Consider the following 24,701-nt stretch of genomic DNA (forward strand, 5'->3'; position numbering starts at 1 on the left):
TCATAATTCTATAGTAAAACCAACGTTAGTTATTAATTCAGATTAGCAATGAGTTATTCACTGATTTATTAACCTAAAAAATGATTTTTTTGAGTGAATTTGAAATTATTGTCGCTTCCGTTTTTATGGTTTTAAATTATATAATTTATTCGAAAACCATTTTAAAACACAAGCTAATAGATAAGATATTTGCAGAAAATGGTAATTGACAAAAAGTAACACCTAAAGGTTAAGTAAAAGATTTACAATCCCGCTACTTTACACAAGTACAATAACAGATGGTAATCTTTAAATATATAATCAACCAATGGTTTTATTGTGAAATTTATATGTTACTACAAAAAGTAAATGTTTTAATTTATAGACAAACCATTTAATAAAGTAATTTACGCTTTGTAATTACTTGTATTACATATACGTTAAGTATATAAAGTGCTTGAATATACTTTTGAAAATGTTCGAAAATGTTTTATTTTTGTTTATATCTATAGGGTACAAACAAAAATAAAAAGAGAAAGGCTAATCAAAATGATTAGCCTTTCTTTTTTTTATTCCTTGACCAAATAGATTCCGTCTTCTTTAATCTCTATTAATTTTTCTTTGTACAAAGCCCCGATGGCTTTTTTAAAGGTTTTCTTGCTCATCTTTAAAACCGTTTTAATGTCTTCTGGATGCGAATTATCCGTTAGACGCAAAAAACCTCTACTAGCTCTTAATTCGTCCAGAATTTTTTCTGCATTAGGCTCTATGCTTTGATACCCCTGAATTTGCAAGGAAACATCTATCTTGTTGTCAGGTCTAATGTTCTTGATATAACCTCGCATACGATCTCCTGTACGGATTGCATCGTCATAAACTTCATCTTTATACAACAATCCTTTGTGTTGTTCATTGATGATTACATTGATTCCCAATTCTGTAATATGAGAAACAATAAGTTCCACTTCTTCTCCTTTTTCAACAGTAAGGTGATCGTTTTTCAAAAATTGGTTCAATTTACTGGACGCCACCAAACGATTGGTTTTTTCATCCATATAAAGATACACAAGGTAGCGTTTTCCTTTTTCCATAGGACGAGCCTGCTCTTTGAAAGGAACCAAAATATCTTTCTCCATTCCCCAATCCATAAAAGCACCAATCTGATTGATATAATTCACACGCAAAAGAGCAAATTCATTCAGCAAAATATAAGGCTCCAAAGTTGTTGCTACTGGACGTTCTTCGTGATCCAAGTACACAAAAACAATAAGCTCCTCGCCTATTTCAAATTCATTGGGTACATATTTATTGGGCAAAAGTATATCGTGTATTCCTTCTGGGTCTTTTTCTGGGTTACCCAAAAACAAACCCACTTTGGTATCACGCAATATTGTAAGCGTATTGTATTTTCCTATTTCAATCATTTTTATTGAGATTCTAAGTTGTATTTCCAACTAAGTTTAAGCCACAAAGGTACAAACTTTGAAAATGGGAATATAAAAACATTATCAATAAAAAAAGCGTCTTTGTGAGACGCTTATTAAATGCTTGGTAAATTTTTAATTATAAGCACTTTCTCTTCCAAAATGCAGCGCCAATAAATAATAAACCACCGCTCTATATTTACTTTTATTTGATGTTCCATATTTTTCCAAAACAGCTTCAATTCCTTTTAGAAGTTCTGGACCATCCTTTAAACCTAATTTCTTGATTAAAAAATTATTTTTTACGGTCGTAATTTCGGTTTGCTGAGTTCCGGCTATAATGGAAGAATCTGGATTATATATAGACGGGCCGCAACCTGTCGTCACTTTTGTCAATAAATCCATATCTGGAGTAATCCCACATTTCTCTTTCAAATCGGCTGCATATTTTAAAATCAACACGTCTTTTGCACTCATAAAAAATATATTTAAGGTTTTACTTTCTTTTATAACATCCTCAAATTTAGTAATTTATTATTAAAGTGTGCGATTTTTATTCAATATTTATTCATTAAATTTTGGCAACCAAATTAAAATTTAATATTATAGCGGAAATCCTTTCTCCCGCTTATTTAAGTCCCAATAACACAATCAGATCAGCTCTTTAAAATATTGCAATAAGATGGCATCATTATCCAATGTTGGTGTAAAAACTTCCAAGATACTTGGTTTATCATTTTGGCCATACAAAGAATTTAATCCTTTTAGTAAACTAACTTCATCATTGGCAGTAAAATAATCCAACCCATACATTTTGGCAAGATGTTCTGCTGTCAAATTATGGAACGTTTCGAAGAAAGTATTAAAAACTGGAGTTTCTGAGTGACCTGGCAAAATTCTAAAAATCCCCCCTCCTCCATTATTGATCAAAATGATTTTGAAATCTTTGGGAATATAATTGTTCCAAAGCGCATTACTGTCGTATAAAAATCCGATATCTCCAGTAATAAAAACCGTCGGTTTGGTATTACCAATAGCCGCACCAATTGCCGTCGAAGTACTTCCATCAATACCGCTAGTCCCTCTATTACAAAATACGTCGATCGATGGATATATCGGAATTAATTGGGCATATCGAATGGCCGAACTGTTACTTATCTGCAATTGGCTATTTTGCGGAAGACTCTCAATGACTTTCTCAAAAACCTTAAAATCCGTAAAGGGTATTTTGGAAAGATAGCTGTCGTGTTTTTCTTTGCGGAGTTTTCTAAGAACATCCAATTGAGAAAAATAACTACTTTCAACTTTTGCAGTTAATGGTAAAAAAGCTTTGAAGAAATTATTGGGATCAACCTCAAAATGTTTCGTCAAGCAACCAAAAGTATCATACGCTCTCAATGTATCAATATGCCAGTGGTGTTCGGGCTGGTACTTTCTCAAGAAAGCTTTAATACGTTTGGAAACTACCATTCCGCCAAAAGTGATTAAAATGCCTGGACGGTAAGCTTCAAAATCTTCAGCCGTAAAAGGTGTGATTATAGTATCTATACTGGTAATGAAGCTTTCGTGGGACACATTCGAAGTATTTTCGGTCATAACCGCTACTGATTCTTTTTGGGCTAAAGCTTCAATAGTGGCTTTAGAAATTGAATTAGGATCATTAACACCTATCAAAACCAATTTTCGGGTTGATTTGTTCCAAATATTCGCATATTGTTTTAACTCTTCTAGATCAACAGTCTGCGGTTCATTTGCGGAAGCAATAACCAAACTATTGACACTTAACTCCGAAACTGTTTCGTACAAAGGCTCTTCAAAAGGTGCGTTGATATGAACTGGTCCTTTTTTGCTAATCGCGGTATTAATAGCTTCATTTATTTTCAAGTCATTCTCCTCCGAAACTTCCTCTAATAAATTAGCATTGTACAAAGAATGATTGGCAAAAACGTTTTCTTGGCGAATGGTTTGTCCATCACCAATATCAATTTTACTCTGCGGTCTGTCTGCCGAAATCACAATGAGCGGAATCTGGCTATAGAACGCTTCCGCAAAAGCAGGATAATAGTTCAATAATGCCGAACCGGAAGTACAAACCAAAACGGTAGGTTTACGAGTTTGCTGGGCGATTCCCAACGCAAAAAAAGCCGCAGCACGCTCATCGGCAATACTGTAACACTGAAAAGCGGGATTACTGGCAAATCCAATGGTCAAAGGTGCGTTTCTTGAACCTGGAGAGATAATGATGTTGGTGATTCCTTTTGCTAAAAAAATTTGAAGTATGCTTTGTGCTAAAGGTATTTTAGGGTATGTCATTTAAAAGGTTTAAAAGTTTAACGTTTAAAAGTTTAAAAAACAAAACTTCTAAAATTGTTTTGCAAAGTTACAAAGTTGCCAAGCCATTTCTGCTGATTTTGGTCAGATTTTCATAATTTTGGTCAACAAATAATTACAGATGAAAATCAAATTAAGACCTTATCAAACCGAGGACACTCAAGCTATTTTAGACATTATCAATTATAATATTCTAAATTCGACTGCCTTATACGATTATAACATTCGGACTTACGAACAGCAAAAAGCAATTTTAGAAGAAAAAATCAACAAACATTTCCCCGTAATTGTTGCTGTAGAGGATGGAAAAGTGGTTGGTTTTGGGATGTACAGCGAATTCAGATTCCGAGAAGCATACAAATATACTGTCGAACATTCTGTTTATGTGGAAAATGCCCATCACGGAAAAGGAATCGGAAAACTATTGCTGTATGAATTAATCCAATTGGCAAAACAGCAAAATCTCCATACAATGATTGCCGTAATAGACGCCGAAAATCAAAGCAGTATAGATTTTCATGAAAAATTTGGTTTCAAAACCGTGGGAATTATCAAAGAATCTGGCTATAAATTTGACCGGTGGCTGCATTCGGTTTTTATGCAATTGATATTGGAATAAAACTTAATATATAAGTCTAAAAAAGTAAACACAAATTTTCATGAATTGCCACGAATTAATTCGTGAAATTATTACACGATGCAAATTACCGCATTGATTCGTGTAAATTAGTGCAATTCGTGTTCAAACTTAACCTCCACATCTCAAAACATAATTACGCTAACAAAACATTACCACATAAAGAATAGTATCTTTGCATTTTACAAATACTATGAGTTTCACACTGCTTTCTTCCCCTTTGCAAGGATTTACCGATTTTCGTTTTAGAAATGCCCAAAATAAATATTTTGGAGGAATAGACACTTTTTATTCTCCATACATCCGTTTGAACGGAAAATTGGTCATAAAATCATCTTACGAACGTGATTTGCTTCCCGAAAATAATTCTGAATTGGAAGTAATTCCACAGGTGATTACCAATGATGCAGAGGAGTTTTTATTTGTTGCCAAGTATGTGCAACAATTGGGTTATAAAGAACTGAACTGGAATCTGGGCTGTCCGTATCCAATGGTTACCAAATCCGGCATGGGATCCGGTCTTATCAGCAATACCGAAAAAATAAATCATATCCTGGACAGAGCACATTCTGAAACCGATATTATTGTTTCTATGAAAATGCGTTTGGGCTACGACACCACCGAAGAAATTCTCGATGTTCTACCTATTTTAGACCAATACCCAATTAAAAATATTGCCATTCATGCCCGCATCGGGAAACAGCTTTATAAAGGCGGTGTTCACTTAGATGCTTTTCAGCAATGCATTGACAATACTAAACACAAATTATATTATAACGGAGATATCACTTCGGTTACTAAATTTAAGGAAATGCAGGAACGTTTCCCTTCAATTGACCATTGGATGATAGGAAGAGGCTTGATTGCCGATCCTTTTTTGCCAAGTATGATCAAAAGCAATACTACAGAATATCCTAAAAACAAAATGGAATTGTTCAGTGCTTTTCATGATACACTTTATGAAGGATACAGCGAATCTTTGTCTGGACAGACCCATATTCTATTGAAAATGCATCATTTATGGGAATACTTTTCGGTCATATTTTCCAATCCGCACAAAGTCCATAAAAATATTAAAAAATCCAAAAGCATCAAGAATTACGAAGCAACCGTTAAGGAAGTAATCGCTAAAGAGAAGTAACCTACTTTTTTTAGTGTGTCTACTTTACAGTGTTCCGCACAAAACAAAAAAAAAAAGGAGCCTGTCGCTAGCAAAAACAGACTCCACAACAAACAAATTAAATTATAAAATTTAAAAGTTATCGATAATTAATCCTTTTGGGCAAAAAGGGGGTTGGGCGTAAAATGAATTTCTTCAACTGAGGTGAGTTCATTTTGTAATCTAAATTTGGTGCAGATTCATACAAAAAAATTCCTTTTTTAGTTTGAAAACCAATACAATCTACAGTATTATTTTTTTGCAAACATAATACCCTTACTTTTGAAAAATTTCTTTTCCCGTGTAATCGAAATAACTTCATTTGTAATTATAAACTCGATCTTTTTAAACACCAAAACTATTAACTATACTCGTTTTTTTATGTCAAAACACCCAATTTATTAGTATTCGCATGACTTTGAGTTGTGGTATTTAGCACATACGCATTTCAATTGGGTGTCCGTACACATCAATAATTTTCTCTTTACGGTTTAATCACAAACTTACAAGCTCATTAAAGCTGTTGTTATAATCCAGTCTTTACTGCTTTCCTTTCTGAAAGGTTTAGGGAAATAAAATGGACTATTTTATATTGTTTTTGGTATTAAATACTTGCCAAGCGCATTTTTGTATTAGGCTAAGAGAATTCTACAACCAAATGCCTTTTACTTACTTCTTAGGGAAGTCCAAATTTTGTTTTTTTCATTTTATTATAATTTAAAAGGTTACTAAGACATTTACGCAATTGGATTGCTTTTGGTTTCAAAAAAATTAAAAAAAACACAATTACCACAAATAGCTGATTTACAATATTTTAAATATTAAATCATAAAAAAAATACCTTTCTTCATTTCAATACATTTGAAAAATGTCAGTAATTAAGATGAATTGTATATGTTTGTACGACACTAATCCAAGCCATCATGACCCAAGAAGAGTTATTAGTTTTAATTTATGAAAAGGACGAAAAAGCTTTTACACATCTATACGATATGTATTCTAAAAGTTTGTTTGCTGTCATCAATACTTTAGTCAAAAATAGAGAAGAATCCGAAGATGTTTTACAAGAAGTTTTTGTAAAAATTTGGAAAAACATTGATTCCTATCACGAAAGCAAAGGGCGTTTTTATACCTGGATTGTCAATATTGCCCGCAATACTTCTATAGATAAATTACGGTCTAAGAATTTCAATAACAGTCAAAAAAACCTTTCTTCCGATAATTTCGTAAATCTATTAGACGACAGCAACAAGCTATCACATAAAATTGATGCTATTGGAATTCAGGAATTTGTAAAAAAACTGAAACCCAAGTGTATTCAAATTATCGATTTGCTATTCTTTAAAGGATATACACAGCAGGAAGCATCAGAAGAATTGGCTATTCCATTGGGAACTGTCAAAACGCAAAACAGAAATTGTATTAACGATTTACGTCTTTATTTAAAATTATAATGGATACAAAACAATACATAGACTCCGGAATTTTAGAACTTTATGTTTATGGTTTACTCAGTGAAACCGAAAACTTAGAGATTTCGGCTTTGGCAAAAGAACACAGTGAAATAAATGACGAAATTATTTCGATAGAGAAAGCTATTGTTGCTTTATCTTCAACTTTTTCTCCATTTCATTCGGTAGCCAATTATGAAAAAATTAAAGCCAAATTAGAGCTGAAACACGGGAAAGTAATTGATATCAAGCCAGAAAAATCAAGATATTCATACATTGGCTGGGCTGCTGCTTTAATTTTATTAATGGGAATTGGATACCAATACCAACAGCTTAATAAAACTAATAATCAAGTTGTTGAAATAAGTTCAGAAAAAGAAAATCTGATCAAAACAGTAGATTCATTAGGTATAAAAAACAAAACTATCGAAACGAGTCTGGCTGTTATTCGTGATCCAAAAAACACGGTGATAACATTAGGAGGACAAGCTGTCTCCCCTACTTCATCTGCAAAGATATATTGGAACAAAGAAACCAAGGTTGTTTATGTAGATGCTTCTGGATTACCTAAACCACCAAAAGGAAAAGTATACCAAGTTTGGGCATTAAAATTAGCACCTGTCCTAACACCTACAAGTATTGGTTTATTAGCAAATTTTGATGCCAATGACCAAAAATTATTCGCGGTTAGCGACACTGGTTATGCAGAAGCTTTCGGAATAACATTGGAACCAGAAGGTGGAAGCACTTCACCTACAATGGAACAATTGTACACATTAGGAAAAGTTTAAATTAAGACTTTCTTTTGGTAAGCTAATTTTGCTATTTTCATCACACAAAAAAAGAGTTTGCTTAGCAAACTCTTTTTTTTTTTAACTGATTAGATACTGAAATCTATGCCTTAATCCAATTTACCACTTCTGGATCAGTTGGTAATGTTTTTGGCGAAATTACTTTTTCCAATTCTCCTTTTTCATTGATAAGGTATTTTTGAAAATTCCATTTTACCTCTGAATCTTCCAGTCCGTTTTTAGATTTTTGGGTCAAAAATTGGTAAATGGTGCACATATCATCTCCTTTTACCGAAACTTTATCCATCATAGGAAAGGTAACTCCATAATTCAATTGACAGAAAGTTGCAATTTCTTCATTAGTTCCGGGTTCCTGCGAAGCAAAATTATTGGCTGGAAAACCAACAATCACAAAACCTTTGGCTGAATATTCTTTATACAAAGCCTCTAAATCCTTGTATTGGGGTGTTAATCCACATTTTGAAGCGGTATTTACAATCATTATTTTCTTGCCCTTTAGAGTAGCAAAATCAAAAGTTTTTCCGGATAAATCTTCTACTTTAAATTGATAAATGTTTTGTTTCACCTGTGCTTGAATTTGGATACTAAAAAGGAACATTGCGCAGATCGCGATTACTATTTTTTTCATAGGGTCTATTTTTTTATAAAATTAAACAAAAATCTTGTTCCCCGAGTAATATTATCAGATAACTCTAAAAAGAAAAAACGCTCCAAAGAGCGTTTTTTCTAACTAAATAACAACCAAAACTTTTAGATTCCCCAATCTAAACTAACTATAAATCTAACTAACCAAATAGATTCAAAAACAAATAATCAAACACCATGCCAAAACGCAATAAAAAACAGATTAAGTGTATATTTTAGCACAATACATACACTTAATATTACAAAAAAACATATATAAGAATATGCCTTTTTACTCCAATCAATATTCCAGCAAATGAAATATAGATTTTACATCTTTTTCAAACATCGAATATTCCTAATAGATTTATCATTACAACAAAAAAAGATGCCCCATAAGGAGCATCTTTATAACTAATTGCAACCGATAATTTTTTTATAGATATTTCCGCTTTTACTAACTTACTAGTCTAACCTACAAAACCTTAGAGTAATTAAACCTAATTAAATCATCAATTATTTAGACTTTCAAACACTGTGCCAACATTCTTTTAAAAACAAATTAAATCGCTTAAAAACAACATTATATACAAAAAATAAGTTTTATAATACTTTAAAAAAAAGTAAACTGAAATCTACAACTTAATTTATTCTATAAAAAAAAGATGCCCCAAAAGGAGCATCTTTCTAACTAATTGTAATTGATAATTCTAAAGACATTTAAGTGTAAACCAACCTACCAACCTAATTTACAATATCTTGGAGTATAAAATTATCTATTACCAACTTTTTCAAACATCGTGCCAAAACTCATTTAAAAGCGAAATAAATCTATTAAACGCTTGTTTTTCAACTAAATGTAAGTTTTATTTTATTTAAAAAAAGAGAAATAAACCATTTTGTCATAAACTAAAAAAGGCTCAATAATCTGAGCCTTAATTATATATGAATAATTCTAAAAACTACTTCTTATAAAACTTTCGGTATTTTGGATAAGTCACGGCACCTATTAATGAGATAGTTCCCAATGAATACCAAATCCAGCTTAAAGAATGGGCTTCACCACTTGCATAAGAATGCAATCCCACTAAATGGAAGTTTACCCCATAATAAGTAAACAAAATAGATATAAACGCAAACATACTCATCAGGTTAAATATCCATTTCCCTCTTAACGAAGGTACAAATCGAGCGTGAATCACAAATGCATAAACCATAATACTGATTAAAGCCCAAGTTTCTTTTGGATCCCATCCCCAGTAACGACCCCAGCTTTCATTTGCCCATTGCCCTCCAAGGAAATTTCCAATTGTTAACATAATCAAACCTATTGTCAATGCCATTTCATTAATATAGGTGATCTCTTTAATATTCAAAGACATTTTAGCTTTGTTCTTTTCATTGGTGAAAAAGATAAGAAGAAGTGATACAAAACCTAAAATCATTCCCAAAGCAAATGGCCCATAACTGGCCACAATGACTGCTACGTGAATCATTAACCAATACGAATTTAGAACTGGCTGTAAATTAGCTATCTCCGGATCAATCCAATTTTGATAGGCTGACCAAAGTATCATCGCAGTCACAAATGCTGCCGAAGCTACCGTTAATTTTGATTTTATATCAAATGCCAAACCAAAGAACATCGTCGCCCAAGCCACATAAACAATGGCTTCATAAGCATTACTCCAAGGTGCATGACCCGAAATGTACCAGCGCGCTCCTAATGTAATGGTATGTAATGCGAATAGAATTGCAATAATTACATGCATTGAATTTACTGCAAAACTCAAAAATTTAGTATTTTTAAAAATTTGAAGAATTGTGAATACAAACATCAAAATAGCTGCAAACATATACCAATAAAGCAAATTTTGAAGCAAATCATATTTATTGTACGCTATTTCAAGATCAATCTTATCCTCACTTGGTCTTACTTTGCTTCCAAACTTCTTTTGAAAACCGTTGATGCTCTCCAATAATTCATCGGAAGTTTTATAATTTTTTGATACAACAGCATTATTTAGTGTTCCAAAATAAAGCGGTAAAATGCTTTTGGTATAAGTAGAATCCATTCCTTTCATTCCAGCGTGTTCCAGTTCCAGATAGGAAATCCATTTATTACCAGGATCATTCGGAATTGGAAAAATTCTTAAAATGCTTCCGCTCAATGCCGATTCCATTATGTTTACTTTCTTATCTGTTTCGATAAAATCTTTTTCGAACTGATTTGGATTCCCAGCTTTGTAAGCAGCATCAAGATATGGCGATAATTTATAATTCCCTTTTTCGTCAAAGAAAGAGATAAAAGGTGCATATTTATCTTTAGAATCAATTCCGATAATTTTTCGAATACTGTCGTTTCCAGATTTGATATAAATAATCGGAATTTCAATCCACAATTGCGCACTTTGCGTCATCGACAAAAATACCTGATCGGAGTTCATTCCTTTATAGGTATTGGAATGGCTTACTTTTCGAAGCAATTCGGATGAAAAAGTGTTGATTGGCTTCATTCTTCCGCCTGCATCCTGAATAATCAGTCTGCCAAATTTTGCAGCATGTTCCGGAGACACCGTAAAAGCCGTCAATAGCGAATCCAATTGCTTTTGTGTTGGTTTTACTCTTACATGAGCTGTACTTTCAGAATGTGAATCACCAGCCTTCTCAGTAGAATGGTCATGGTCGTGATCATGTTCATGATCATGTTCCTGAGCAAAACCGCTCAAACTAAACAGCAACATCAAAACCGACAGTAGTTTTGCTTTTTTATTTTTCACCACTTCTAATTTTCTTTTTACATCAGCAAAACGCGAATGTTTGGTAAACATAATGGCCATCATACTAAAAAACAACATAAAATATCCTAAATAAGTAATTGTCGTTCCCCAATAATCGTGATTTACAGACAATACTGTTCCTTTTTCGTCCGGATCAAATGAAGACTGAAAAAATCGATACCCTTCGTGATCCAAAACATGATTCATATAGATTCTAGCATCAAATGGTTTTACAGAATCCAGAACAGTCACCTGACTTTCAAAAGAAGAATAGCTTTTCTCTGTTCCTGGGTATTTTTGGGCAATAAAATCATTCAGTTTGACCTTAAAAGGCAAAACATAGGCTTTACTTCCGTAGAAAAAACTATATTCATGCCCTCCAATTTTAACTGTTTTAGGCTCACCTGTTTTCCCTTTGGAACCTAACAATGTCACTAATTCTTCTTTTCCATTAGCCGAAAGTTTTACTATCAATGCATCCTCATGATTCTTTTCTTTAAAATCATTTTTGGTTTCATAATCGATAACGCCCTTCACTGCTGGCTCTGGGAAAACAAAACGAATCTCACCAATACTGTATAAAGAACGCATCATCAAGGGCTGTACAATATCTTTTGTTACTTTCCCCTGCAGCTTATCAGCCATTCGCATAAAATCACCTTCAAAAGGCATTTGAATTGTATAACTTTCTCCAGTAGTATTAATATTTATAGCTCCTTCGGTAAATTTATTCAAGGCAAAAAGTACATTGTGCACATTTTGAACTTCTCCCGATTTTAAGAAATGCTCTTCACGTCCGCCATCACCGGCTTCAACTAATTTTAAATACAAAGTTCCTTTTGAATCGGGCTTAATGTATTCTTTGGCTCCCATGATAAAATTATGATATTCCACTTTAAATGGGTTTCCTGCAAAATCACCTTTCATCGTAAAATCATTATCAGTAACTGGAGACAGCAAAAGAGGTTTCTCAAAAGCCCTGCGTTTCATTTCGCCTTTATATTCTCCGTCAACAAAAAGTGTCAGGAATGTTTTATCCGAATAAAATTGATTTTCGGCAGCACCTTCACGAATAGGCATCATTCCCTCATAACTAATATAGCGAGTTATAAAAGCTCCAGCTATAATAAATACAAAAGACAAATGCAGTAACAAAGTTGCCCATTTTTCTTTTTTTAGCAATTGATAACGCTTGATATTACCAATAAAATTAATCATAAAAAATCCCATAATAGCCTCAAACCACCAAGTATTGTATACTAAAATTCGTGCTGTATCGGTATTGTATTTGCTTTCGATAAAAGTTCCTGTTCCCATTGCAATTGCAAAAGTCAGAAATAATAAAGCCATCAATCGTGTAGAAAATAGAAAAGAAAATATTTTTTTATCCATTTGGAGTAAATTTCGTTTAAATAAAGTGTCGCAAAAGTACTTAAAATTGCACACTATATTTAGGGCTAAATTGTTAATTAAATCAAAAATTAAGTGATTTTTTGTATGCAAAAAACAATAAACGATACATCTCTCAGTTATATGAAGGATTAAAATTTGAATTCAACACTTCACTTTTTTTTCCTTAATTTTGCCAAATGATTAAAATAACGATTATCGGTTCCGGAAATGTTGCACAACACCTGATTGATGCTTTCGCAAAAAACGAAACGGTGGAAATCATTCAAGTATTTTCAAGAAACCAAAAAGAAATTTCGCCCCTGCTCGATTCCGGCAAAATTACCAATGACTGGAATACTTTGGCGGAAGCCGATTTGTATATCATAGCCGTTTCTGATGATGCCATTTCTTCGGTTTCATCACAATTACCTTTCAGTAATCGATTGGTAGTTCATACTTCAGGCAGTGCGCCTTTCAATTCAATTAATGACAAGAATCGACAAGGCGTTTTTTATCCTTTGCAAACTTTTACTAAAGGAAAAGAAATCGATTTTAAAACGATCCCTTTTTGTTTGGAAACCCAATTAGAAAGTGATTATACATTGCTTGAAAAAGTAGCCTCTTCTATTTCTGACAGTGTTCACAAAATTGATTCCCATCAGCGAAAAGCTTTACATGTTGCCGCCGTTTTTGTCAACAATTTCACCAATTATCTATACCAATTAGGAAATGATATTTGCATGGAAAATCATGTTTCTTTCGATATTTTGAAACCTTTGATTCTTGAAACTGCCGAAAAACTATTAACGCTTTCGCCAAAAGAAGCCCAAACCGGTCCTGCCAAACGCAATGATATTACAACTATCGAAGCGCATGAATCTTTTTTATCGAATGAAAATCAATCTACTATTTATAAAATATTAACCCAATCTATACAAAATCATGGCAAAAAGCTATAAAGAAATAATGAATGATATTACTACGTTTGTGTTTGACGTAGATGGCGTTCTTACAGACGGTTCTGTTTTTGTTACCAATGAAGGAGAAATGCTAAGAACTATGAGCATCCGCGACGGTTATGCAATGAAAGCTGCTGTAGAAAGCGGTTACCATGTATGCATCATTTCAGGTGGAAGCAACGAAGGCGTACGGGTAAGACTTCGCAATCTAGGAATTACCGATATTCATTTGGGCACTCCCGATAAAGTAAAAACCTTCAAAGAATACACCGATGTTTACAATATTAACCCAGAGCAAGTCTTATATATGGGTGACGATATTCCAGACTATCACGTCATGAAATTGGTGGGATTGCCTACTTGTCCACAAGATGCGAGTCCTGAAATAAAAGCAATTTCAAACTATATTTCACACATAAAAGGTGGTAAAGGCGCCGCTCGTGATGTAATTGAGCAAGTAATGAAAGTACAAGGAAAATGGATGACTTATTTTGATGGAAAACTTGACTAAAGATTGCAGAATTAAGAATTAAGATTGCAGATTTTAGAAAATAGAATAAAGAGAATAGATTGCAGTTTTGGGATTTTGGAAAATAGAATTGGGAGATTAGATTTTTTAAATTCATAACTTGATTATTATTGCTTTTTCTTGGAATGATGGCAAAAAAACAAAATATCTCCCCTTTAGCCCCGATAGAAGCGAAAATCCTTGTATGTCTCGTCTTTTGGGACGAGACTCATAAGATTGAAGCGGATAGCGGGACGATGCTCACTAAAAAAGCCTGATTTTTCTGCTCCAAAACTTATAACTCAAAACCAATACTCCACAACCAATATTGAATATGAAATACCTCAAACTCATACGTTACCAAAACCTGTTGATGCTTGCATTAATGCAATTGCTTTTTCGATATGGTTTTTTGAATTATCAAAATATTCCTTTGGCGCTTAATGACTGGCAATACTTTTTATTGGTATTTGCAACGGTTATGATTGCTGCTGGCGGATACATAATCAATAACATCATGGATCAGGCTACCGATAATGACAACAAACCCAATCAGGTCGTTGTGGGTAAAAGCATATCCGAAACCAATGCTTACAATGCTTATTTTGCCTGTACCGTTTTGGGAGTTGGCGCTGGATTCTATTTATCAAATGTGATCGAAAAGCCTGGATTTGCGGCTATCTTTATTATCATTTCGGCTACACTGTATCTTTATGCTACGAGTTTAAAACAAATGCTGTTAATTGGTAATTTCGTTGTAGCGCTTTTGTTGGCTTTTAGTGTGATTATCATTGGGATTTTCGATTTATTACCAATGATTAATCCCGGAAACCGAATCATTATGGCCGACTTGTTCTCCATTCTTTTGGATTATGCATTATTTGCATTTATCATTAATTTTATTAGAGAAATTGTTAAGGATCTTGAAGATGTTAATGGCGATTACAATCAAGGAATGAACACCTTGCCTATTGCGTTAGGGATTGGAAGAACATCAAAATTAGTATTGGTTTTGAGTTTGATTCCGTTGGTTATGGTCATCTTTTATATCAAAAACTACTTTTTTGCATTCAATTTATACATTGCTGCACTTTATGCTTTGATTAGTATTGTGGCACCTTTAATTTATTTTGCCATAAAAATGGTCGATGCCAAAAAAAGTCAAGATTTTCATCATTTGAGTACTGTTTTAAAACTGATTATTTTATTTGGATTATTTTCTATTTCGATTGTTACTTATAATATACTGCACCATGCTTAAAGAAAAACTCAAAAACTACAAACTTATATTAGCTTCAGGTTCGCCGAGAAGACAGCAATTTTTTAAAGATTTAGATTTAGATTTTGAAATTAGGCTGAAAGAAATTGAAGAAATTTTTCCGCCCGAACTGAAAGCCGAGGAAATCACTAATTATCTTGCACTCCTCAAAGCCAAAGCTTTTGAAGGAGAATTACTGGATAACGAAATCCTGATTACCAGCGACACTATTGTTTGGCATAAAAATTGTGCTTTGGGTAAACCGAAGGATCATCAGGATGCTTTTCAAATTTTAAAATCATTATCGAATTCTACACACGAAGTCATTACTTCGGTTTGTTTTAAGACTAATTTATCTTCTAATTTAATATTCGAAACAACAAAAGTTAGCTTTAACGCGTTAAGTGACGAAGCCATACTTTATTATTTGGAAAATTATAAACCGTATGATAAAGCCGGCGCATACGGAATCCAGGAATGGATTGGCTTTATTGGAGTTTCAAAAATTGAAGGTTCTTATGCCAATGTGATGGGAATGCCAACAGACAAAGTGTATGACTACTTAAATAATTTATAAAAAATGGAGTTCTTTGAATACTATCTAAAACAAGAAATCAGTACCGCAATTCTAGTGCTGGTTGTAATTTTGTCCCGAAAAGTAGTTTCGAAATTAGTAAAACGTTACGCAACCGCCAGCCAAATTATTGAAAAAAGAACCAATTTGGTCATCAAATACATCAACATTCTGATTACAATTTTGGCTTCAATCACCCTGATACTAATTTGGGGAGTGCAAACCAAAGATATTTTTATTACACTTTCATCCATTGCAACTGTAATTGGCGTAGCGATGTTTGCACAATGGTCCATCTTAAGTAATATTACTTCGGGTATTATTTTGTTTTTTTCGTTTCCGTTTAAAATTGGAGATGTAATATTAATACACGACAAAGATTTTCCCGAAGAAGGGGAAATAGAAGATATTGGTGCTTTTCACGTAACCTTAAGAACCAATACTGGAGAATTGGTAATCTACCCTAATAACTTATTCTTTCAAAAAGGAATTTCAGTTATTAAAAAACCTACTAACAATAGTAATGAGTTTACCGATTAGCGGTCGATTTATTATTATTATTATTTTAAAAATAAACCCAACTCTAAATTTAAATACAATGAAAACAATTAAATTATTTATTACTGGACTTCTGTTTTTTGCAGTGAGTTCTGCACAGGCCCAAGTATCGGTCAATGTCAATATTGGAACGCCTCAACCTGTTGTGATCGCCTCACCAAAAGTAGTCATTGCATCACCTCCTGAATGGGGACCTGTTGGCTATGATAATGCTGAATATTACTATTTACCAGATATTCAAGCATACTATGACATTCGATTGTCTCAGTATATTTATTTTGGAAATGGAAAATGGATTCGTTCCCGACATTTGCCAAGCCATTGCAGAAACTATGACTTGTATCGTGGATACAAAGTAGTTTTAACTGATTACCATGGCCATACACCTTATGCACATTACAAAACCCACAAAGTGAAATACCACAAGGGATATAAAGGAAAACCTCAAAAATGCAGAGGCGAATACCGTTCCCATTATGAAAATGATCATCATGATAACCATAACAACAATGGACATCACGATAAACATGAAGGAAAAGGAAATCATGGAAATGGCAAGGGAGGAAAACATTAATTCAACACTTCATTAATTCAAGAAAAGAGCGCTGTAAATTGCGCTCTTTTTTTTGTAGTGCATTTCTTTATTAAAAATGCAAAACAATTCAAATAATACATTTCATCGATAAAAAAAAGAATTTCATCGTCTTTTGGCATAGTTATTGGTATTAGCACACAAAATATTCTCCATGAGCATTAAAAGAATGTTCCGGCGACTAATTTTCAAAACTTTAAACAATAATCATACATAAGAAAACATGAAAAAACGTATTTTTTTATTTTCAATCTTAACTTTAGCTTTTATTACTTCTTGTTCAGATCAAGAAGATTCTAATACAGAAACTATTAGTTCTGATAAAAATGCTATCGTAATCAATGACAATCAAACGCAGTTAAACCAACGTTTGGATTTAAGCAATTCGGGAGTTATTTCGATTATAAATCCATCAACAAGAAAAGGTTTAGCTACGGAATCGGCTCAATTGCCATTGACACAAATAGCCGAATTCAATGCGCCAAAAGACAGTAATGGCCGAACCTTACAAGCTAATCACGTTGCAGTAAATGGTAATTATGCTTATGTAGCTTACACTTTACAAGGAAATGAGTATTCTGGTGCCATTGATATGATTGACGTCTCCGATCCATACAAACCAAAGTTAGTGATGTCGGCTTTAATCCCTGATACCGATATTACTTCATTAGTATATACAAATAACAAACTTATAATTGCGGGAGCTACCAATGCAGATAAAAATCCTGCGTTATTATCACCAGCTATTGTAATGAACATGCAACTTACTTCCAGTGGAGCACTGACAACAAGCTATACTACAAATGATATTGCAAGCTTTGTAACTACAGATGTTGCTGCCAATAACAATAATTATTTTGCTGTATCTGGAAATACTGGAAGTTTATTCAAATTTGACAATTCAACCAAAGAAGTAGTAAGCAGCAAAGCTATAGAGGATTTAAGAGCGATAGCAATCAGCAATGATAAAGTTGTTACCTTAAGTGGTACAAAAGGAATTAACATCTATAATGCATCTAATTTAGAATTGACCAAATCATTTTCTTCTTGGAGAGATGATGTTCAAGATGCCAAAAGAACTATCGATTTCATCGGGGACAAAGTATTAGTATCAGAAGGATATCAAGGGTTAGGAGTTTATAACATGAGTACGGGAACCAAAATTCAGACTATTTCATTAATTCCAACTGCAACTACAGAACCTGAGGATGTTGTTACTAATGCCGTTTCAGTAAATGGAGATTATGTTTTTGTTGCCAATGGAGGAAACGGACTAAATGTTTACAAAACAGGAGATCAATTAACTTTAGTAGGTACAGTAGGAATCAATGGATCTTCCAATTATGTAAAAAGTAGTGGAGATTATATTTATGTTGCCAGCGGTAAAGGCGGATTGAAAATCATCAAAATGGAAAAACCTACTCCACCTACATCAAATTCATGTACTGGACTTCCAGCTTTTAATTTAGGGAATGACTTGATTTTAAACTCAAACGAAACTAAAGGTTTTTATGGTTCTACAGCCATAAACTCAATCATCATAAATTCAAATTCAGTTCTTACACATTGTGGTTCTATCTCAATTCAAAACAATCTTACTGTAAACAGCAAGGGTAAATTCATAATGAATGGCTCATTGAGTCAAGGAAAATACCAACAAGCAAATCCAACTGTTTTAACGGTTAATAGTAATGCAACATTACAAATTGAAGGTTCAGTAGTGATATGGGGAGATTTGACTTTAAATAGCAATTCAAATATTGAATTCATAGGTTCTGGTTCCTCAATCACAATCTATGGTAAAGTTAATAAATCCTCAAATATTTCAATAACAGGAAACTACACTGATACTGAAAATAAATTAAAATAGTTATCATTAATTTTTTAAAAAGCTGCAACTCCTTAAAGTGTTGCAGTTTTTTTTTGCTTTTAGACTAAATTTATTTTTTCAAATATTTATCCAACCAATCAAATATAGCTTCAAACACAAAATTACGCACCGGCTTTCTGGACAATACCAAATCATGTATAGCTCCTCCAAAACCAATAACTTCTTTATGAGGAGAATCAATTAATTTTGCTTTTTCGGTAATATCATCTACGTTCAAAATAGCATCTCCCTCGAACATTTCTTCATCCCAATGCTTTGGATTTACTGATTTAATAGAATGCAAAATCAAAATAGGCTTATGAACCGAAATACCGCTTGCAATTTTCAAATGTCCATCATGTATCGCATTTATCCATCCAGCATTGATTGATGGTGCTACGTGGGGTTTCCATTGTAAATTGTAATCCCATTCCCCAAAATCATTCTTATGCAAACTTTTACCATAAAATTTTGAAAATCCGATAGGTAATGCAATATTTGGATTTAATCTCCCCAAAAAAGAAAGTACAGGGATAACTGTTTTCTTTTGAATCCAAGGCACATTAAAATCATAAAAAGGACTATTGCATACCAATACATCAAAAAGCGCTTCCTCTTTTCGATCCGAAGCATACAACGTTATAATCAATCCGCCTGTAGAATGGCCGTACAATACTATTTCTTGACTTCCTTCTTCTCTAATTATGACCAATGCACTATCAATATCTTCATAATATTCGGATAAGTTCCTCACATTATTTGCTCTATGATTTTGCAAAATAGATCTTCCGTATTTTCGCAAATCCAAGGCATAAAAATGATACCCTTTCTTCAAAAATTCTTCGGCTATAATATCTTGAAAAAAGTAATCATTAAAACCATGAATACATAAAATGGCTTTAGTAGCTTTTGAAGAACCTCTTTTTCGGATTAGTGTAGTAGTAACTTTGCCTTCGAAATCATTAGGCTGAATAATGGTCATTTGCTCAAAACCATTTTTCAAAACATCTTCCTCGTATCGCATATTCATTCAGATTGGGTTAACGGTAGACAAAAGGGCATTTTTCAAATTTAAAAGAATCTATAACATTCTCAAATTTAGCATTCTAATTTTAAATAATTGCCTTATAGAACTACTATTTTACATCAATTTTGTTAATATTCGTTTTTTTTCTAATTTAAAATTATATTGTAAATTCCAAACATTAACATAACTTTTGGAATTCAGGCTAAATTTTCCCATTATTTAATTACTATTTTTGAAGATGAACTAATAACATACTATTCTTCTTTTTTTTTTGAAATAATAAACCCCTGTTATATGCGAAAGCTTTTTTTTAAATCACTTTTAGTTTTAGTCCTTTCTATACAGATAACATACGCCCAAAAACCTCAAAAACCAAATTCAGCCGAAATCTATAATCAAATTCAGAAACTTAATTTTCTGGGGACTGTACTTTATATCGCCGCACATCCCGATGATGAAAATACTCGTCTGATTTCCTATATGGCAAATGACGCACATGCTAGAACGGGTTATTTATCACTAACCAGAGGCGATGGTGGACAAAATTTAATTGGTCCACAATTGCGTGAATTACTCGGCGTTATAAGAACGCAAGAACTTCTGGAAGCAAGAAAAATTGATGGTGGAGAACAATTTTTTTCAAGAGCCAATGACTTTGGTTATTCCAAAAATCCAGAAGAAACATTGCACATTTGGGACAAAGAAAAAGTGCTGGCAGATCTTGTTTGGACGATTAGAAAATTCCAGCCCGACGTAATTATAAACCGCTTTGACCATCGTTCACCCGGAACTACTCATGGACATCATACATCCTCGGCAATGCTTAGCATAGAAGGATTTGATTTGGCCAATAATCCTGCTTCTTTTCCTGAACAATTGCAATCAGTACAGCCTTGGCAACCCAAACGCGTTTTTTTTAATACTTCTTGGTGGTTTTATGGAAGTAAAGAAAAATTTGATGCAGCCAATAAGACAAACATGGTTTCTATCTCAACAGGAGTTTATTTCCCTAATCTGGGAAAATCCAATCAGGAAATAGCAGCATTAAGCCGAAGCAGTCATAAATCACAAGGATTTGGAAGCACTGGAACGAGAGGAGAAGATACTGAATATCTGGAATTTCTAAAAGGGGAACCATTAAAAGACAAATCATCGCTTTTTGAAGGAATCGATACAAGCTGGAACCGCGTAAAAGGTGGAAAGCCAATAGGCGAATTGATTACAACTATTGTCAATCAATACGATTTTAAAAATCCATCGGCCAGTATTCCAAATTTGGTCAAAGCTTACACTATGATTCAGTCTTTGGATGAAAATCATTGGAAAAAAGTAAAATCCGAAGAAATAAAATTAATCATCTCAGCTTGTTCCGGTTTATATTTGGAAGCTGTTTCCAACACGCAGGAAGTAACTCCCGGAAGCGTAGTAAAACTGAACCTTGAGTCTATTAATAGAAGTTCAACAGTAATGCAATTGGTAAGTGTTACGACTTTACCCGAACAAAAAACTACTGTTTTTAACACCGATTTAAAAAATAATTCAGTACAAAACAGCACAATCGATTTACAGCTACCACAATCGGTAAATTATACGCAACCGTATTGGTTAAAAGAAAAAGGAACTATAGGGTTGTACACTGTAGAAGATCAAAAAAATATTGGAATTCCAGATATCATTAGGGAAGCCAAAGTAATTTTTAATGTAAAAATTAATGGCATTGAAATCCCGTTTGAAAGAACCATTGTTTACAAATACAATGATGACGTAAAAGGTGAAATGTATAATTTCCTTGATATTGTACCAGTGGTTACCACTACAATTCAGGATAAAGTATTGCTTTTTACCAATACAAAATCCAAATATGTAGGGATAACAATAAAAGCAGGTAAAAATGACCTGAAAGGAAATCTAAAATTGGATTTGCCGAAAGACTGGAAAGTTTCCCCTCAATCTATTTCTTTTCAATTGATTAAAAAAGGAATGGAACAAACCGTTTATTTTGAGGTTACACCTCCAGCCCAAATGAGCGAAATTGTTGGAAAAAGCATCGCTACCATTGATGGAATTGCATACGATAAAGAACAAATCAACATTAATTATGATCATATCACAAAACAGCAGGTTTTAAAAACATCCGAAGTAAAATGCATCCGATTTGATTTGAAAACTAATGAAGAAAAAATCGCGTATATCATGGGAGCCGGAGACGAAGTTCCGAAAAGTTTAACCCAAATGGGTTACAAGGTAACCCTTCTAAAAGCAGAAGAAATAACGCCAGAAAAACTCGATTCTTTTGATGTTGTCATGACTGGAGTTCGTGCTTACAATACCGTTCAAGCATTAGCAAATAAACAGGATATTTTATTCGATTTTGTTAAAAGCGGCAAAACAATGATTGTACAATACAACACTACAGATGACTTGGTTACATCAAACCTTGCACCCTATCCATTAAAAATTTCCAGAGACAGAGTAACTGAGGAAAATGCCGAAGTTCGTTTTCTTGCCCCAAATCACCCAGCTTTAAATTTCCCAAATACTATTACCCAAAAGGATTTCAAAGGTTGGACACAAGAGCAAGGATTGTATTACCCAAAGGATTTTGACAAAGCCTTTACTCCTATTCTATCCTCAAATGACAAAGGTGAAAATGCCAAAGACGGCGCCTTATTGATTGCTCCCTATGGAAAAGGAAACTATATCTATACAGGTCTTAGCCTTTTTAGAGAATTACCGGAAGGAGTTCCCGGAGCCTATAAGTTATTGTCCAATATGATTTCGATTAAATCTTCTGAAACTATTCCCAATCAAAAAATGAAACCTTAAAACAAAAAATATGGATTCAAGAAAACCCAAAATCTGGTCAAAAAACTACACTTTAGTTCTAGTTGCAAATGCCCTGTTTATCATTATTTTTTATTTAATCATGAAATTATACTCTTAACCTATGCAATTATTTGACTGGATTGTACTGATAGTAACACTGTTATTCATTGTAATTTATGGAGCTTGGAAAACACAGGGCAGTAAAAACGTAGAAGATTATATCCTGGGTAACAATGAAACCCCTTGGTTTACCGTAGGACTTTCGGTTATGGCAACACAGGCCAGTGCCATTACTTTTCTATCTACACCAGGACAGGCTTACCATGACGGAATGGGATTTGTACAATTCTATTTTGGTTTACCTATTGCCATGGTTATTATCTGTCTCACTTTTATACCTATTTACCACAAATACAAAGTCTATACCGCCTATGAATATTTAGAAAAACGGTTCGACTTAAAAACCCGTTCTTTGGCTGCCGTTTTATTTTTGGTCCAAAGAGGCCTGGGAACCGGGATTACCATTTATGCTCCCTCTATCATTTTATCAGCTTTATTGGGTTGGAATCTTACCTATATGAACATCATCATTGGAATTTTGGTTATCATTTACACTTTCTCTGGAGGAACCAAAGCCGTAAATGTCACTCAAAAGCAACAAATGTTTGTAATACTGGCCGGAATGATGATTACTTTTTTCCTGATTTTTGATTATTTACCAAATGACATGACCTTTGATAATGCTATGCATATTGCGGGTGCCAATCAAAAAATGAATATCGTAAATTTTTCATTTGACTTAGATGAAAAATATACTTTCTGGAGCGGAATTACAGGTGGATTCTTTCTAGCCCTAGCCTATTTTGGTACAGATCAATCACAGGTAGGACGTTATTTATCTGGAAAATCAGTTCGTGAGAGTCAAATGGGATTAATTATGAACGGGCTTTTAAAAGTACCTATGCAATTCTTAATTTTATTGACAGGAGTAATGGTTTTTGTCTTTTTTCAATTCAATGAAACCCCATTAAACTTTAACCCAAATAATAAAACAACGGTAGAAAATTCAAAATACAAAGTCGAATATCAAAACTTGCAGAAAGATTTAGACAAAATCTCTGAAGATGAAAAAGTTGTAAATCTGCTATACATAGACCAACTCAATCAGGATTACGACAATCCTACCCTTCGAAAAGAGTTAGTCGATTTGGCACTCAAAGAAAAAGAATTAAGGGCCAAAGCAAGAGAAATAATTTCAAAAGCAGATAACAAAGCCGAAACAAATGACAAAGATTATGTCTTTTTCTATTTCATTCTTCATTATTTGCCCAAAGGTCTTATTGGTTTATTACTGGCTGTAATTATATCGGCTGCCATGTCCTCTACAGCTTCTGGTTTGAATGCATTGGCTTCTACAACTGCCATTGATATTTACAAACGCAATGTCAAAGAAGAAAAAACCGAAAAACATTATCTAAATGCCACAAAACTTTTTACACTCATGTGGGGAATCATTGCCATTGCATTTGCCTGTATTGCCTCCCTATTTGAAAATTTAATCCAACTCGTGAATATAATTGGTTCTATATTTTACGGTACTGTTTTAGGGATTTTCTTAGTTGGTTTTTACATAAAAAAAATACGCGAAAAATCGATCTACTATAGTGCTATAATTAGTCAAATAACAATTTTTATAATATACTATTTTACCAATTATATTTATCCAAGCGGGGCTGAAAAACTAGGGTATTTATGGCTAAATTTCATTGGGGCATTACTTACTATCGTATTGTCTTATTTATTTCAAATGACTGTATTTAAAGATGAAGAACAAACACCATTAATAGACAATGTAACTTCATAGAATCATTTGTACTGCACTTCAATTATAAAAAATCCTGTTTCATTAGACTGCCCCCAAAAAGTTAGACACTATTTGG

The 24,701-nt window shown here is 33.3% G+C and carries 19 protein-coding genes; 13 read left to right on the top strand and 6 right to left on the bottom strand.

Features of this window, described 5'->3' with window-relative positions; translation table 11 throughout:
• Positions 1 to 548: 548 nt before the first annotated feature.
• The 3 genes from B0E44_RS15110 to menD form a co-directional block, all read right to left on the bottom strand.
• Positions 549 to 1,403: a S1 RNA-binding domain-containing protein gene (locus B0E44_RS15110; RefSeq protein WP_077377067.1), complete on the bottom strand. Its 855-nt coding sequence runs from the start codon at positions 1,401 to 1,403 to the stop codon at positions 549 to 551.
• Between the two features lie 135 nt (positions 1,404 to 1,538).
• Entirely contained in the window at positions 1,539 to 1,880 is a 342-nt protein-coding gene (locus B0E44_RS15115; RefSeq protein ID WP_077377070.1) for a DUF2853 family protein, read from the bottom strand.
• Between the two features lie 174 nt (positions 1,881 to 2,054).
• Positions 2,055 to 3,716: a 2-succinyl-5-enolpyruvyl-6-hydroxy-3-cyclohexene-1-carboxylic-acid synthase gene (gene menD / locus B0E44_RS15120; RefSeq protein ID WP_077377073.1), complete on the bottom strand. Its 1,662-nt coding sequence runs from the start codon at positions 3,714 to 3,716 to the stop codon at positions 2,055 to 2,057.
• A gap of 139 nt (positions 3,717 to 3,855) precedes the next feature.
• Between menD and B0E44_RS15125 the strand changes: the two genes are divergently transcribed.
• From B0E44_RS15125 to B0E44_RS15145, 4 genes are all read left to right on the top strand, one after another.
• Positions 3,856 to 4,353, top strand: coding sequence for a GNAT family N-acetyltransferase (locus tag B0E44_RS15125; RefSeq protein WP_077377076.1), 498 nt, complete (start codon positions 3,856 to 3,858; stop codon positions 4,351 to 4,353).
• Positions 4,354 to 4,564: 211 nt separating this feature from the next.
• Entirely contained in the window at positions 4,565 to 5,512 is a 948-nt protein-coding gene (locus B0E44_RS15130) for a tRNA-dihydrouridine synthase (protein WP_077377079.1), read from the top strand.
• Positions 5,513 to 6,453: 941 nt separating this feature from the next.
• On the top strand, positions 6,454 to 6,984 hold the full coding sequence (locus tag B0E44_RS15140) for an RNA polymerase sigma factor (protein ID WP_077377085.1): 531 nt from the start codon (positions 6,454 to 6,456) through the stop codon (positions 6,982 to 6,984).
• Positions 6,984 to 7,772 carry an anti-sigma factor domain-containing protein gene (locus tag B0E44_RS15145; RefSeq protein WP_077377088.1) on the top strand — a complete coding sequence of 263 codons (789 nt, stop codon included), beginning with the start codon at positions 6,984 to 6,986 and terminating at the stop codon, positions 7,770 to 7,772. Before B0E44_RS15140 ends, B0E44_RS15145 begins: the two co-directional genes overlap by 1 nt.
• 103 nt (positions 7,773 to 7,875) lie before the next feature.
• On the opposite strand, the gene B0E44_RS15150 is transcribed toward B0E44_RS15145, so the two are convergent.
• Together B0E44_RS15150 and ccsA are read right to left on the bottom strand one after the other, a co-directional pair.
• Positions 7,876 to 8,421: a glutathione peroxidase gene (locus B0E44_RS15150; RefSeq protein WP_077377091.1), complete on the bottom strand. Its 546-nt coding sequence runs from the start codon at positions 8,419 to 8,421 to the stop codon at positions 7,876 to 7,878.
• A gap of 958 nt (positions 8,422 to 9,379) precedes the next feature.
• A complete protein-coding gene (ccsA, locus tag B0E44_RS15155) occupies positions 9,380 to 12,589 on the bottom strand; it encodes a cytochrome c biogenesis protein CcsA (RefSeq protein WP_077377094.1) in 3,210 nt (1,069 codons plus the stop codon).
• Between the two features lie 197 nt (positions 12,590 to 12,786).
• On the opposite strand from ccsA, the gene B0E44_RS15160 reads away from it, so the two are divergent.
• The 7 genes from B0E44_RS15160 (at position 12,787) to B0E44_RS15190 (ending at position 18,908) form a co-directional block, all read left to right on the top strand.
• Positions 12,787 to 13,548, top strand: coding sequence for a Rossmann-like and DUF2520 domain-containing protein (locus B0E44_RS15160; RefSeq protein WP_077377097.1), 762 nt, complete (start codon positions 12,787 to 12,789; stop codon positions 13,546 to 13,548).
• Positions 13,532 to 14,059 (top strand): HAD family hydrolase, encoded by a 528-nt coding sequence (locus B0E44_RS15165; RefSeq protein ID WP_077377100.1) that lies wholly within the window; start codon positions 13,532 to 13,534, stop codon positions 14,057 to 14,059. The genes B0E44_RS15160 and B0E44_RS15165 overlap by 17 nt, the downstream gene beginning before the upstream one ends.
• Positions 14,060 to 14,390: 331 nt before the next feature.
• The gene (locus B0E44_RS15170; protein WP_077377103.1) at positions 14,391 to 15,317 is read left to right on the top strand and encodes a geranylgeranylglycerol-phosphate geranylgeranyltransferase; all 927 of its coding nucleotides are present in this window, start codon (positions 14,391 to 14,393) and stop codon (positions 15,315 to 15,317) included.
• On the top strand, positions 15,310 to 15,891 hold the full coding sequence (locus tag B0E44_RS15175; protein WP_077377106.1) for a Maf-like protein: 582 nt from the start codon (positions 15,310 to 15,312) through the stop codon (positions 15,889 to 15,891). Before B0E44_RS15170 ends, B0E44_RS15175 begins: the two co-directional genes overlap by 8 nt.
• Positions 15,892 to 15,894: 3 nt before the next feature.
• Positions 15,895 to 16,428, top strand: coding sequence for a mechanosensitive ion channel family protein (locus B0E44_RS15180; RefSeq protein ID WP_077377109.1), 534 nt, complete (start codon positions 15,895 to 15,897; stop codon positions 16,426 to 16,428).
• A gap of 58 nt (positions 16,429 to 16,486) precedes the next feature.
• Entirely contained in the window at positions 16,487 to 17,020 is a 534-nt protein-coding gene (locus B0E44_RS15185; protein ID WP_077377187.1) for a hypothetical protein, read from the top strand.
• Positions 17,021 to 17,261: 241 nt separating this feature from the next.
• Positions 17,262 to 18,908, top strand: a complete 1,647-nt coding sequence (locus B0E44_RS15190; protein WP_077377112.1) for an LVIVD repeat-containing protein — start codon at positions 17,262 to 17,264, stop codon at positions 18,906 to 18,908.
• A 70-nt stretch (positions 18,909 to 18,978) separates the two neighbouring features.
• On the opposite strand, the gene B0E44_RS15195 is transcribed toward B0E44_RS15190, so the two are convergent.
• On the bottom strand, positions 18,979 to 19,932 hold the full coding sequence (locus B0E44_RS15195) for an alpha/beta hydrolase (protein ID WP_217341311.1): 954 nt from the start codon (positions 19,930 to 19,932) through the stop codon (positions 18,979 to 18,981).
• A 297-nt stretch (positions 19,933 to 20,229) separates the two neighbouring features.
• On the opposite strand from B0E44_RS15195, the gene B0E44_RS15200 reads away from it, so the two are divergent.
• Both B0E44_RS15200 and B0E44_RS15205 read left to right on the top strand, forming a co-directional pair.
• On the top strand, positions 20,230 to 22,761 hold the full coding sequence (locus tag B0E44_RS15200) for a PIG-L family deacetylase (RefSeq protein WP_077377119.1): 2,532 nt from the start codon (positions 20,230 to 20,232) through the stop codon (positions 22,759 to 22,761).
• Positions 22,762 to 22,882: 121 nt separating this feature from the next.
• Entirely contained in the window at positions 22,883 to 24,625 is a 1,743-nt protein-coding gene (locus B0E44_RS15205) for a sodium:solute symporter (protein ID WP_077377122.1), read from the top strand.
• Positions 24,626 to 24,701: the final 76 nt, after the last annotated feature.

Source organism: Flavobacterium sp. A45, assembly GCF_002001005.1.
GTDB lineage: Bacteria > Bacteroidota > Bacteroidia > Flavobacteriales > Flavobacteriaceae > Flavobacterium.